Raw genomic sequence first — 13915 nt, forward strand, 5'->3', positions numbered from 1 at the left:
AATCCCCCTCCCTAATCCAACAAAAAACACCCTTACTAGCCAACTAGATTGCTAGCAATAAATACCACGAAACTGTGAACGCATTTTATCGGTAACAATTTTTGTAAAATTTAATTGTATTATTATAATATCATATTGTTTTTATTGTCGATCCTATCTATGATGAATATCAGTCAACTGTCTGTATTGCAGTAATGACAATCTTGTTTTATGGCAATAAAAAATAGCACTAAATGAAATTTTCTGATTCCAACAAAAATAAAAAGGTAAATCACATGTTAAGAAAATATCTCTGCATTCCTATACTTTTCAGTACAGCGATGAATGTTATGGCTCATGAGCAAACAACACCTCAAGTGCCAGCTGACCATTTTGATATGTCTCATTGGAAAATCACCTTACCAATGGATAAAGATAAGAACGGTAAAGTAGATGAAATAACAGGGGTTGCTCTTTTGAGCTATTCGAACCCTAATTTTTTCTATCTTGATAAAGATAATAATTTAGTCTTTCAGGTCCTAAACAAAGCAATCACCACATCAGGATCATCAAATGCTCGCTCTGAGCTTCGTCAGATGAATCGAGGCATTCACTACGATGTTGATGTAAAAGCGCCAGCGAACAACTTCTCATTAAAAGTCAATCCTAAAGCTAACCAGTTTGGCTCTATTGGTGGGAAACTTGAAGCCACACTGGCAGTGAATCATGTTTCTATTCATTCAAAATACCCATCAAAATACCCAAGCTATTCCCTTGTCGTAGGCCAAATACATGCGAATAAAAACTCAGCTGAAATTAAAGCTAAAACAGGTTTCGGTTATGGGAATGAACCCATTAAAATATTTTACAAAAAATGGCCTAGTCAAAAAACAGGGTCTGTTTTTTGGACCAATGAGAGAAATCTAACAAAAAACGATCCAAATCGTATAGATGTTGTTTATCCTGTGTGGGGGAATACTTGGGAAAATAAGAACGATCCAAAAGAGTCAGGAATCGCTTTAGGTGAAAAGTTCAGTTATACCATCGATGTTTATGGCAACATGGCTTACCTAACTTTTAGTACCAAAAAACACAAAACAGTAAAGTATCAAATTGACCTTTCTAGTAACGTTAATGCGTATGGGAAAGTAGATACGAAAAATAACCCTCATGGCTATGCTGGAGACTCCTTATACTTTAAAGCAGGTGTTTATGGCCAATGCAGTGTCAAAGGTGGCAAAGGGTTTTGGTCCACTGGCTGTGCTGGCACAGGAAACTTTGCAACCGATATAAAAAATGGCGATTATAATAAAGCCACCTTTTCAAAGATCAAATTAAGCGCAGGAACACCACCTAATAACTAATGATGTTACGCCTCACAAAATAGAAGTAAGTAACGGCCTAAACGGGCACATTAAAAAAGGGACATCCAGTTATTTGAATGTCCCTTTTTTGTGAAACCACCATCACTCTCTATTCTTTATAACGCTGCATTTATGAGCCAATAATTACTTTCAAAGCCAAGGCAATAAGTAAGCAGCCCATCGCCCGATCAACCCAAGCCATATGGCGACGCAGCCAAGATAATACCGGGCCACCAGCCAGTAATAGAGCGACTAAAATATACCAACCACTGTCTATCAGTACAACGGTAGCCCATAATTCTAGTTTAATATAAGCACTCATATCAGCCTGAATAAATTGGCTAAATAGCGCAAGGAAAAACAATCCAGCTTTCGGATTCATCAACGCGATAAGAAGACCATGTCTAGCGGATTCCCAATAAGAAGATTTAATCACTTCCGTGTCTATCTCCCCACCTTGCCCAGCATAACGAATCGATTTAATACCTAACCACGCTAGATATAGACCGCCTGCGACTGAGAGAATATAAAACGCTTTGGGGTGTTCTGTTACTAACAAGGCCAAACCTTGCATCGTAAAAAGCGCCCAAAGACCAATCCCAAAACCATGGGTTAACGCAGCAACTGCACCGTGCAAAGGAGACTGAGAAAGTGTCACTCTAAGTATAACGGCTAAGCTTGGGCCGGGAGAAATTGCTCCCATAATGCAAATAGTGACTAAAGATAACCACGTCGTTATATCCATCTGAACTCTCTAGTTATTTTAATTTCGCTTTATAAAATCGGACAAAAACACTGTAAGACATTATTTTGCCAGCATTAGTCTCTAAATCCTAGATAATTGAATTGTGAGTATTGACCTTCTTCGTCAAAAACGGCAGCATGCTAAATATCAAATACACAACACGATCTATTTAGAACTATGCTTGATTCAATCTTAAAGAAACACAACGGCGATAAACGTAAGGCGAAGAAGCCCTGCAACGCTGACGTGTGGATGTAAGATAAAAAATCCCCGGCAGCATTTCTCGCTGACGGGTTCACCACCTCTTCAGCGACATGCTTACCCACTATTAATGAGGCAACAGTATGTTCCACGGTGCAATAACCGCTTTAATTACTCCTTTTCATGATGGTCAGTTAGATGAAGACGCTTTACGCAAGATTGTACGCTGGCAAATAGACCAAGGTATCGATGGGCTCGTTCCTGTCGGCACCACTGGCGAATCTCCTACTTTGAGTGAACACGAACACAAACGCGTCATTGAAATCACCGTAGAAGAAACCAATAAAGCGGTCCCTGTCTTAGCGGGTGCGGGTTCAAACAACCCAGTTGAAGCAGTGAACTATTCTGAATTTGCTTATCAAGCAGGTGCCGATGCAACGCTTCATGTGGCAGGTTATTACAACCGACCTAACCAAGCGGGCTTGTATGAACATTTTAAATACGTTCATGACAACAGCAAATTACCTATCGTTCTGTATAACATTCCACCGCGAGCGGTTGTTGGACTTGAGGTGAATACCTTAGCGCGCTTAGCCGAATTGCCACGTATCATTGGCGTTAAAGATGCGACTGGGGATCTTACTCGCCCTATTCGTGAACGAGCATTAGTGAACAAACCTTTTAGTTTTTTAAGTGGTGACGATGTAACAACCGTTGCTTATAACGTTGGTGGCGGTAATGGCTGCATTTCTGTGTCATCCAATGTGGCACCAAAACAAGTGGTTACACTTCAGCGCCTCTGCCGAGAAGGAAAGTTCACCGAAGCGGCTCAATTACAAGATAAGTTGTTTAACCTGCACTGTGCGCTTTTCCTTGAACCAAACCCAGCTGGCCCGAAATACGCCATGTCACTACTTGGTTTTTGCTCAGAAGAATGTCGCCTGCCTATTGTACCTTTACAAGACAGTAGCAAAGCCACCATTCGCCAAGCAATGATCGAGCTAGAACTGATTACACAATAACAGTTATCCTTTGATACCTGCATAAAAAAGCCAAGGTTCGCATATTGCAAACCTTGGCTTTTCTACTCACAGAGAATTTACTAAAAAGTAATATTCTGTAGATTATTCTTGAACATCCATGTACTTATTCGCCCACGCACGATTTTCTGCTAACGTAGAATAACGAGTAGACAATTCAGATGGATTCAGCGTCCCTTCTGCAATGCCTCGTTGCTCTCGTAAACAATCATACGTCGCTTTAATCGCGGCAAAGTACGCAGCATGACCGTTTACAACAATACGCACACCACACGCCGCAAGACGTTCACGATCACGTAACTCAGGATTATCGTAAGCGACCAACATTACTGGGATCGTTAAGTGCTGAGTAATCGCTTCTAGATGATCAAAGTTACGAATACCGACCATACAGATGCCGTCCACACCAAGCGCTTGATACGATTTAACTCGCGTCACCGTTTCTTCTATTGTCAGCTGACCCGCATTGGTACGCGCAATAATACTCATCGCTGGATCAATACGCGCCTCTAATGCGGCTTTCAATTTACCGACGGCTTCTTCAAGCGGAATTAAATCCGTTGATTTACGGCCATATTTAGCAGGCAGAAGCGTGTCTTCAATCGTCAAAGCAGCCACACCAGCACGCTCTAATTCAGTGATAGTTCGCATCACATTCAAAGCATTACCATAGCCATGATCCGCATCCGCAATAATAGGCAGTCGTGCCACTCGACCAATGCGTGTCGCTTGCTCGGTAAATTCACTTAAAGTGATCAATGCAAAATCGGGAGCAGCCAATACTTGAAGTGACGCGACAGAGCCGCCTAGTATACCGACTTCGAAGCCAAGGTCCGCTGCGATACGAGCTGACATAGGGTCAAATGTAGATGCCGTATAGTAACATTTACCGCTTTGTAGCAAGGCACGAAAGTCATTACGCAAATCATGCTGAGAAGGTGTTGCCATTTATTTACTCCTGAAGTGTCACTAAATTACATATGGCTAAGATTCCGGCGATTATACTCGCCTTATTGACAAGCTTCATTACCAACCGACCAACTGGTTAGGTTTAATCAGCTAATGAAGGCAATAAAAAACGTGTATCACCGTATTGTTAAAGGTTATTTCGGGAGTATGTAAAAAGTAGGGATATTTATGCTGAATACAAAAATGCGAGAAATTCTCTTTAGAAAAGAGCGATTTAAAGCAATAACTTACCTAATTGAGATACTTGATGCTGAAAAACGAAAAATGGCCAACGTAGTTCGTTGACCATTTCAGTATTTTTAGCATTATAAAGAGAGCACATCTGTAACGCTAGACCAACTCTCTTTCACTTGAAAAAATAAGCCTATCTATTTTATAACCTCTTTTTTCTAAATAAGCCATCTACACCTTTGCTTATGCTTTCTTAAACTTAGGAATAATATGACGGCCATACTTAGCAATAATTTCTTCTTCATCACCACTGTCTAAATAGATATTAAACTGCGTAGTACCGGCCTCTTCTAGCGCTTTTACCTTAGCTATATGATCTTCAACTGTACCAAGGACACAGAAGCTTTTCACAATATCTTCCGTGATAAAGTCCAAAAATGGGTTATCGCTTTGGCCATGTTTTGAATAGTCGTAACCACGACGCTTTTCAATGTAATCCGTCAAACTTTTTGGCACTAAGCCAGAATCACTGCCGTATTTTTCAACGATATCGGCAACATGATTACCCACCATCGCAGGGAACCATTTCGTATGTTCGATGCAGTAATCCATATCACCAAAATAGGCAGGAGCAGCGGCCTGTACTTTAAAGTTAGACATATCTCGTCCAGCTTTTTCACCCGCTTGAATCGCTTGATCTTTAAACCAAGTTACCAAACTAGGATCGCCGATTTGTAGAATTAAGCCATCGCCTACTTCACCTGCTGTTGCCAGCGCTTTTGGTCCATAAGCACCAATCCAAACAGGCAATTCATAACCTGTGGCCCAAGGCAATTTTACCGCTTCAGGACATTCTCCGTACTCCACTTCATCACCACGAACCATGGCTTTCACTTTAGTTGTGAACTCTGCCAAACGCGCGAGTGTCGCAGGCTTTTTCCCCATGACGCGCATAGAAGAATCTCCACGCCCTAAACCAATATCAAAACGACCATTACTTTGCAGCGCTAAGCTGGCATACAAGCTCGCTGACAACGACCAATCACGAATATTTGGATTGGTTACACATGGGCCAAAACGCATAGTTTTTGTGTGTTCCATACACATTGCCATGGCCACAAACGACTCGCGCCATAAAATGTGAGAATCGTAAAACCAGCAATAATCAAAACCGGCTTCTTCTGCCTGACGTACCAAGTTTCGTGCTCGATCTGGACTTACAAAGCCTTTAAAAGTAATACCGAATTCCATGATGTGTTCCTCTTTATGATTTTTGTGTCTTTTGGATTTTTCTTTTAGTTTCTATATTTCAAATCTTGAATAACCCGAGCTAAAGGCCCGTTAGTAAACTTAATGTTCAGGTGGACAGATACGAATACCGGCATGACTAAACGGCACGTCTTTTGAAATATTCAAACGAATCAAGATAGGTGTAATGGCTTCAATACAGCGGGCGCTTTCTGCAAGCCCTGCGTTATAAGCTTTAGTTCCCATAGTATCGACCAGCGCCATAACGCGTTTTTTCGCCGCTAAATCGTTACCACAAACCAAGATATCGCAGTTAATAGAGCGAGACAGGTCATTCAAAGTAATCGCTGACACATTATGCAAGGCACCAACTACAGGGATGCTTTCACCAAGCAAAGCTTGAGCGTGCTCCGTAACGGAACCTTCTGCTGGCATCTCAACAGCTTTAGGGTTACCCGGTGCTAATGGCACCACAATATCCACTAGAATCTTGCCTTCCAGCAAAGGCTTTAAGACTTCCAAGGTGGCATCGTGACCACTAAAAGGCACGGACAAAATAACCATATCCGTGGCGACCTTAGTCGCGTCCTCCATAGACAACCCACTAATATTTGCAGATTGAGTACCCAGTTCAGCCAATTGAGCGATCAATTCATCAGCCACAATTTGTGCTTTACTCGCATCACGAGAGCCTAATACAACACTGACGCCAGCCATCGCTAATCGCAATGCTAATCCTTTCCCCTGTGGGCCTGTGCCACCAATAATAGCGACGGTTCCGATATCTGTATTCATTCTTGCTTCCTTTTGATTAAGCATGCTGTCTATTTATTAATAGTTTCGTTCTTATGTTTTTTATTACTGATAGCTCTTAATTACTAATCGCTCTTAGCACGGCCTTTACTTAAAAAGGTCTTCGTTTTGTGCCCGAATAAGATCGCGGCTACTGCTATCTGTTTTTGGCCAATCAAGTCCCCGAAAAACAATCACTGGAGCCTTAGCGCTTTTTTCCATCAGCAAGCCAGACGCTGCGGCTAACTCATCCGCAAAAGCGGGTGCGGTTACACTAAGAGGACGGCCAAATGCATCTAGCTCTCCTTCCATCTTCATCACCCCAGGAACATTAGCGAGACCGATTGCCACATTGGTCTGACCCAAGCGCCAAGGACGTCCAAAGGTATCGCTGATGACAATGCCCAAAGAGCAACCAAAATGCGCTTCCAATCGCTTGCACAGTAGTCGTGCACTTTGATCCGGATTTTCAGGGAGTAAAATAAGTTGGCCTGGATGATCTGCATTGGATTCATCTACCGCGGCATTGGCGCAGATGTAACCATTTTTGTGCTCAGCAATCAGTACTCCTTCTTGCTGATCAGGGCGCTTAACCGCACGTACAATGCGTTTCGATTGAGATAAAATCACTTCGACTTTTCTTGGATCTTTATTAACGCTCTTGGCCAGCTCAATGGCTTCTAAGCTCGGTGTAATTTGATCTAAATAGGCACAAGCACCTTCGCTTTTCGACACTACCTTATGAGCAATGACTAAAATATCGCCAGCCACTAGCGCTTTCTGCTGAGCAATCAGTGTGTCGATAATTACTTGCGCAAGATCATCCCCGTGCTGGAAATCAGGCAAGCCTTCAAGGCGAAACATGGACATAGACTCAGGCATACTGTCTCTCCTTCATAAGATCCGTATTAGACAAATGGCGCCACGCTAAAAAGCGTTCCGGCTGCTGAGCAATCGCTCTTTCTAGGTCATCACTTTGGTCTATATCTTGTGACAAATTCGGCAGCTCTAATTGGCAAAAAGACAAATCGTGATCTAAAGCATCCATTCCATGCTTTTCTGCAGAGTTCTGCCCATAGTGGAAATCAATCGCATTTGGTGGCGATGTCACCAGTGCATTCGTGCCGCCATCTTTCGCTTTAGCAACAACGACCTGATGACGTTTAGCCGCTTTCAGCAAGACACTAAATTCACATTTATCCAGCAGCGCAATATCACTCGGAACAATCATTTGATGGCTAAACCCTGCTTTGTTCACCCATTCACATGCTTGTAGTAATGCCCCGTTTAAGCCTTTTGATCCTTTTTCTAATACCGTCTGTGCGGAATAGGAAGACGCCAACGCCAACATCTCAGAAGACTCACTGATCACCATGACTTGTAAGTCTGGAAAGTGTGTACGGAAAAACGCCAAGGTATTTTGAAACATACTGATAGCAAGACTTTCGCGCTCCACTTGAGGCAAACACGTCGCTAATCGCTGCTTTGCACGTTTAGGACATTTCATCGGAATCACAATACAAAGTTTGCTCATTAGGCCACCCTCTGTTGACGTTGCGCTAGCGCAAACGCCACGACGTCTGTTAGCAAAGCACGCTTATCCTCAGTGCTACTCATAAAGGTAGGCGTAACCAATACATCCAAACCTTTGCCTTCTAACCAAGGAGCGTCGCTGCGGTCTACATCATCAATAACCAGCGCATTTAGAAAAGAGGAATAACACTGATAAATACCTTTAGAATCGGTGCTTTTACCCATACTTTCCAACATTTTATCCGCAGGGCCTTTGATCGTTTTACCAGCAATTAACGGTGAAATAGCAATCACATAAGCACCACTTTTCTCAATCGCTTCTTGAATCCCTGGAATCGCTAAAATGGCGCAAATACTGACAATTGGGTTACTTGGTGCCACAATAATCACGTCGCTATTTGCAATCTGATTTAGCGCTTCTGATGTAGCTCGAGCGATCTTAGCGCCCTTATAATCGATACCAAGTACCTTAGGTTCGCAGTGTTCACGAACAAAATACTCTTGAAAAGACAACCAACCAGACGCGGTTCTCACCTGAGTTTGGACCACATCGTCTGTCGGTAATAAAATGGGCACTTGTACACCATGACGATTCGCTAAACGCTGAGTAATATGACTCGCTCTCACTCCTTGTTTACGCAATTCGGTACGATAGATGTGTGTCGCCAAATCTAAATCCCCAAGGGTCATCCAAGTCTCTTGACCCAGCGCTTTGAGTTCATTAAGCACTTGGTAGGACTCATTCTTTCTTCCCCAACCACGTTCTCGATCAATCTGATCTCCAAGAGAATAAATTAAGGTGTCGATGTCAGGAGATATCCATAAACCATGGAACTCTTCATCATCAGCAATATTACCGATGATGTGAGTCGCATCAGAATAAGCACTCGCGGCAAGCCCTTCCGCCGCCTTCGCGCCTCCCACACCGCCCGCTAATAAGGTAATGGTTAAATCGGACATTACGCGACTCCTTGCACAGGGATACGCAAGTGAGTGATCGAATCAACAGCAAAGGTTTTTAGTTCCTCATATACGGTATTTCGCTGAATCGCTTTCAATCCTGCTGAATGAATATTGGCAACCATGTCTTCTGGCATCACTTCTTGACCATGAGTTGCACCAGCCGCCCGAGAAATACTCTCATTCATCAGGGTTCCGCCTAAATCATTGGCGCCTGATCGCAACATTTTTGCGGCGACATCTGGTCCCATTTTGACCCAAGATGCTTGAATATTATCGATATGGCCTTGCAGCATAAGGCGTGCAATAGCGTGCATTTTGAAATGTTCATCACGGGTAGGACCAGGGCGAACCTTGTCCGGATTCTCGTTAAACAAACGCGTTTCATAATGAATAAATCCCAATGGCACAAACTCAGTAAAACCACCGGTTTCTTTTTGAATATCACGCAATAGCTTAAGATGATTTGCCCAATGAATCGGCTGATCCACATGGCCGTACATGATGGTAGACGTTGTTTTAACACCCACAGAATGTGCTGCTTTTACGATGCGAACCCACTCTTCTGTAGTGAGTTTATTTTTGGTCAGTTGTTTGCGTATCTCAGTATCCAAAATTTCTGCAGCGGTACCCGGCATGGTGCCAAGCCCTAACGCTTTCAGCTCAGTCAAAAAAACCTCTGGCTCAAGTCGCGCTTTCTTACAGCCATACCAAATTTCAAATGGCGAAAAGGCATGGATATGGATTTCTGGCACTCGAAATTTCACCGCAATAATAAGGTTACGGTAATAATCCGCATCAATATCTGGGTGTAATCCACCTTGAATACAGACTTCTGTTGCTCCGCGGGCCCATGCTTCTTCGGCTTTGTCAGCAACTTGCTCAACGGTCAAAAACTCCGCATCTTGATCGCCTTTTTCTTTGGCGAAATTACAAAACCGACAACCCATATAACACACGTTGGTAAAGTTAATGTTTCGAGTAATAACAAAGCTGCCAGTATTACCAACACGCTTTTCACGTACTTTGTCAGCAATGTCTAACACCGCTTGAGCTTCTTCACCTTGCGTGGCGAAAAGTACACAGGCATCTTCCACACTCAGCTCTTTACCCGATAAAGAGTGCTCTAAAATGGCACGTACTGGTGCACTAATATTGTGACTTAATAGGGTTGGTGGAAGCATTTCTTCCAATATTGAATGTGATAAGCTCATGCGCTGATATCTCCTTCTGACCGATGACCAGAATACTGATGGTTAGAGCGAGCGGCATGACTAGCAAGCGATGCGACTCGATGAGTTAAATTGGGCGTTAGATATTTATCGTCTTGCTGCTGAAAGCGATCATAAATAGTCAGTCGCTCTGCCAACGAATAACCTAATCCTTCACAAGCTTGCGCTACGCTACTAATCTGAGGCCACGCTCGTTCTGGATTAATAAAATCTTTGGTTAACGGAGAGATACCGCCCCAATCATTAATGCCGGCATTAATGTAACTGCCGTATTCCACTTCTAAATTGGGTGGCGCTTGAATGCTAATTTCTTTTGGTAGGATCAAACGTGCTATCGCAATCGTCCGCTTCATGTCATCTAAATTAGGCTCTTGATAACCCGCCATGACGGTGCCCGCTTTAGCGCGAAAATTTTGAATGATAACTTCTTGTATGTGTCCGTAAGAAAGGTGTCGATCACGAATCGCTACCAAACTGTTAATGCGGTCTTGCCAAGTTTCACCAATGCCAATCAAAATCCCCGTAGTAAACGCAATATCAAGCTTTCCCGCTTGCTCGATTGTATCGAGTCGTCGTTTAGGCGTTTTATCTGGGCAAGCATGGTGTGCTTGACCTTTTCTAAGTAAATCATTGGATACATTTTCCAGCATCATCCCCATACTCGCCGCGACGGGTTTTAACCGCTTCAGTTCGTTATAAGACAATGCGCCTGCATTCACGTGGGGTAATAGATTGGTATGTGTTAATACGCTTTCACACTGATCATGTAGATAATCTAGCGTGCTTTCATAGCCTAAGGCCGCTAATAAGTCGCGAGCTTTTTGATGCCGCTCTTCTGGTCTTTCACCTAGACTAAATAAGGCTTCCTTACACTCTAGTGCTTCACCATCAAAAGCGGTTTTCAATACCTGATCTGGTGTCATGTAATTGGAATTGGGGGATTCAGGCCCTTGTACAAAAGTACAATAACCACAAGTATCACGGCACATATTAGTGAGTGGAATGAAAACTTTTTTTGAATAAGTAAGTTGTTTTCCCCAATAGTCATCACGTACTTGAGCCGCTTGCTGACAAAGAGCATACAAGTCTGGTCCAGTGACAAATTCATTAGATACAGCATCAGAAACAGAAATCATATTTAATCCTAACCAGCCTTAATTTCATTTTTTACCATTTGGTATAAAAATTAATATCAAGAATTCAGAAGAGAGTAAATCGTTTTTTTTCGGTGCATCCTTGCACCAAAAAAAACTTACCAACTTAAGTTTAGTTAACTAAAAAGTTAACTAAATGGTTAAGATCATGAATAGGAAAGATTTTTCTTTAAACAATTTATATTAAAAACAAAGCTACTCTACGTTGAACAGATGAAAACGTGGCGTTAATTATTATTATTTTTTTTGTGCGCACCAAGACCGCGCACGATAAAATCTGTGACTGCAATCTCAGCTTGTTCAAAATCAGTTTGATGCAAACTGCTTCTACCTAATAAAATTTCAATTTGAGTCGAGAAATCCGCATAAGTTTGTGTTGCAGCCCATATCGTAAAAAATAAATGCTCAGGATCTACATTTTCTATTAATCCCTTATTTATCCAAGACTTAACTAACGAAACATCTCTATCAAACTGTGGTTTTAAGTGGCTAATCAAATAGTCTTTTAGGACTGGAGCACCGCTAATAATTTCATGGGCAAACACTTTCGAGCCATTTGGGTAAAGCCTTGAAATCTGCATTTTCTCACGTACATAACTGCGTATTACCTCTTCTGGAGTATCACCATGATTTTCTAGAAAAGAGAGTTTCTCTATCCAAATATCAAGAATCTCCTCTAATACTCTTCTATACAGTAAGTCTTTGTTTGGAAAGTAATAAATGAGGTTTTGCTTAGATATTTTAGATATTTCTGCAATGCGTTCCATAGAGGCACCACTAAACCCCTTAGAAGCAAAAACAATTTCAGCCGAACGTAATATACGTGATTCTAGTATCTTCCTATTAACCGATTGCTTTGTATGCTTTGATTTTTTTCCAATCAAAATTCGCCCTTCCTTATTTTATAATACTAAAAAAATACCCACGATATTTTATTTACTTAATTCTACCTTTAAAGTAGCATCGAAAATCACTTAAAATTAGCCTGTTAATTAAACTTCTAATTAATTCACCAACTAAATCATTAATAATAAAAGTTGGCCTGCTAATTGCTTTCTGTAAAGTTCAATAAAAAACACTTAACCATCATGAATTTACGTTGAACCATTATATTCTCTCTTCTAACGAAATGAATATGTGATTCACTTCGTTTTGGTGATTTTTTTACCTTTTGGTAAAAAAATACTGAAGAAATATTAAGTTATCTAGGAGAACACTATGCAAGATCTTCGTATTAACGAAAAGCGTCTTTGGGACACCCTTATGGAAATGGGTGAAATTGGTGGTACAGAAAAGGGTGGTTGTAATCGCCTTGCTGGGACCGATTTAGACAAGCAATCTCGTGACCTTTTCGTCTCTTGGTGTAAGGCTTGCGGTTGCGAAATTGAAGTCGATAAAATAGGAAATATCTTTGCTCGCCGACCAGGGAAAAATAACAATCTACCAGCCGTAGGTACCGGTAGCCACCTTGATACCCAGCCTACCGGTGGCAAGTTTGATGGTGTTTTTGGCGTACTTTCCGGCGTAGAAGTACTTCGCACACTCCATGAAAATAACATCGAAACACCAACGGCAATGGAGTTCTCTGTTTGGACGAATGAAGAAGGCTCCCGCTTTCAGCCTGCTATGCAAGGTTCTGGTACCTATGTTGGCCGTTTTGACCTAGAGACAGAGTTAAATAAAACCGACGTCAATGGCATTCGACTCGGTGATGAACTAGAGCGTATTGGCTATTTAGGTGAGATGGAACTAGGTAGTCGCCATATGGGCGCATTCTTTGAGGCTCATATTGAACAAGGTCCAATCCTAGAGGATGAAAAAAAATCCATTGGCATCGTAAGACTAGGACAAGGTATTCGCTGGTATAACATCGAAGTTGTCGGCCGCCCTTCTCATTCAGGCACCACCCCTATGCATTTGCGTAAAGATGCCATGTTAGCCGCCGCCGCGATTGTGACTGAAATGCAAGCCATTGCAAACCGCCATGAAAACGGTCTGGGTACTGTCGGCTTTATGCAAGTCTGGCCAAATTCTCGTAACACCATTCCCGGTAATGTGAAATTCAGTGCCGATCTACGTAATCCAGTTCCCAGCGTATTGTTGACCATGCATGAAGAGCTACTCGCTTTTTGTAAGAAGATAGCCAGTGAACACGAACTGGACGTTAATATCGACCCTTTTTGGTATTTTGCTCCCGTAGAATTTAATGCGTCTGACGATGTTAAGTCCGCCACAGAGAAATTAGGCTACAGCAATATGGATATCTACGCTGGCGCAGGACATGACGCCTGCTACATGGCCGACTTGGTACCCACTGGCATGATTTTTACACCCTGCCTTAATGGGATCAGTCATAACGAAGCAGAATATAGCTCTCCAGAAGAATGTGGCGCAGGCGCCAACGTACTGTTGCACTCCATGCTTGAAGCCAGTGAACGTATCGCCAAAGAACACGAATAAAGTAAGAAGATACATAAAAGCACTTAATAATTATGTTACTCAAATGGAACATCGCTATACACACTAA

General features: G+C 42.2%; 13 protein-coding genes. 3 read left to right on the forward strand and 10 right to left on the reverse strand.

Translation table 11 applies throughout. The features are described 5' to 3' along the window. The first annotated feature begins 275 nt into the window (after positions 1 to 275). The gene (locus V6259_RS09755; protein WP_341584377.1) at positions 276 to 1343 is read left to right on the forward strand and encodes a polysaccharide lyase family 7 protein; all 1068 of its coding nucleotides are present in this window, start codon (positions 276 to 278) and stop codon (positions 1341 to 1343) included. Between the two features lie 130 nt (positions 1344 to 1473). On the opposite strand, the gene V6259_RS09760 is transcribed toward V6259_RS09755, so the two are convergent. Next, positions 1474 to 2088 (reverse strand): LysE family translocator, encoded by a 615-nt coding sequence (locus tag V6259_RS09760; protein WP_341584378.1) that lies wholly within the window; start codon positions 2086 to 2088, stop codon positions 1474 to 1476. A 344-nt stretch (positions 2089 to 2432) separates the two neighbouring features. On the opposite strand from V6259_RS09760, the gene dapA reads away from it, so the two are divergent. Beyond that, positions 2433 to 3311 (forward strand): 4-hydroxy-tetrahydrodipicolinate synthase, encoded by an 879-nt coding sequence (gene dapA / locus V6259_RS09765; protein ID WP_341584379.1) that lies wholly within the window; start codon positions 2433 to 2435, stop codon positions 3309 to 3311. A 102-nt stretch (positions 3312 to 3413) separates the two neighbouring features. On the opposite strand, the gene V6259_RS09770 is transcribed toward dapA, so the two are convergent. From V6259_RS09770 to V6259_RS09810, 9 genes are all read right to left on the reverse strand, one after another. After that, positions 3414 to 4277 (reverse strand): isocitrate lyase/PEP mutase family protein, encoded by an 864-nt coding sequence (locus V6259_RS09770; RefSeq protein WP_133011640.1) that lies wholly within the window; start codon positions 4275 to 4277, stop codon positions 3414 to 3416. A gap of 435 nt (positions 4278 to 4712) precedes the next feature. Further along, positions 4713 to 5720 (reverse strand): TIGR03842 family LLM class F420-dependent oxidoreductase, encoded by a 1008-nt coding sequence (locus V6259_RS09775; protein WP_133011639.1) that lies wholly within the window; start codon positions 5718 to 5720, stop codon positions 4713 to 4715. A gap of 99 nt (positions 5721 to 5819) precedes the next feature. Continuing rightward, positions 5820 to 6512 carry an NADPH-dependent F420 reductase gene (npdG, locus tag V6259_RS09780; RefSeq protein ID WP_341584380.1) on the reverse strand — a complete coding sequence of 231 codons (693 nt, stop codon included), beginning with the start codon at positions 6510 to 6512 and terminating at the stop codon, positions 5820 to 5822. Positions 6513 to 6617: 105 nt separating this feature from the next. After that, complete coding sequence (cofE, locus tag V6259_RS09785) at positions 6618 to 7391, reverse strand: coenzyme F420-0:L-glutamate ligase (protein WP_133011637.1); 774 nt, start codon at positions 7389 to 7391, stop codon at positions 6618 to 6620. After that, positions 7384 to 8043 carry a 2-phospho-L-lactate guanylyltransferase gene (gene cofC / locus V6259_RS09790; RefSeq protein ID WP_133011636.1) on the reverse strand — a complete coding sequence of 220 codons (660 nt, stop codon included), beginning with the start codon at positions 8041 to 8043 and terminating at the stop codon, positions 7384 to 7386. Before cofC ends, cofE begins: the two co-directional genes overlap by 8 nt. Beyond that, the gene (cofD, locus tag V6259_RS09795) at positions 8043 to 9002 is read right to left on the reverse strand and encodes a 2-phospho-L-lactate transferase (protein ID WP_341584381.1); all 960 of its coding nucleotides are present in this window, start codon (positions 9000 to 9002) and stop codon (positions 8043 to 8045) included. The genes cofC and cofD overlap by 1 nt, the downstream gene beginning before the upstream one ends. Continuing rightward, complete coding sequence (gene cofH, locus V6259_RS09800; RefSeq protein WP_341584382.1) at positions 9002 to 10216, reverse strand: 5-amino-6-(D-ribitylamino)uracil--L-tyrosine 4-hydroxyphenyl transferase CofH; 1215 nt, start codon at positions 10214 to 10216, stop codon at positions 9002 to 9004. The genes cofD and cofH overlap by 1 nt, the downstream gene beginning before the upstream one ends. Beyond that, positions 10213 to 11370 (reverse strand): 7,8-didemethyl-8-hydroxy-5-deazariboflavin synthase CofG, encoded by a 1158-nt coding sequence (gene cofG, locus V6259_RS09805; protein ID WP_341584383.1) that lies wholly within the window; start codon positions 11368 to 11370, stop codon positions 10213 to 10215. The genes cofH and cofG overlap by 4 nt, the downstream gene beginning before the upstream one ends. 245 nt (positions 11371 to 11615) lie before the next feature. Further along, positions 11616 to 12272 (reverse strand): TetR/AcrR family transcriptional regulator, encoded by a 657-nt coding sequence (locus V6259_RS09810; RefSeq protein ID WP_133011632.1) that lies wholly within the window; start codon positions 12270 to 12272, stop codon positions 11616 to 11618. Between the two features lie 334 nt (positions 12273 to 12606). Here V6259_RS09810 and V6259_RS09815 point away from each other — a divergent pair, with 334 nt between their 5' ends. Then, the gene (locus V6259_RS09815) at positions 12607 to 13848 is read left to right on the forward strand and encodes a Zn-dependent hydrolase (protein WP_133011631.1); all 1242 of its coding nucleotides are present in this window, start codon (positions 12607 to 12609) and stop codon (positions 13846 to 13848) included. Positions 13849 to 13915: the final 67 nt, after the last annotated feature.

It is taken from the genome of Marinomonas sp. TI.3.20, from assembly GCF_038155025.1.
GTDB classification, from domain to species: Bacteria; Pseudomonadota; Gammaproteobacteria; order Pseudomonadales; family Marinomonadaceae; genus Marinomonas; species Marinomonas flavescens.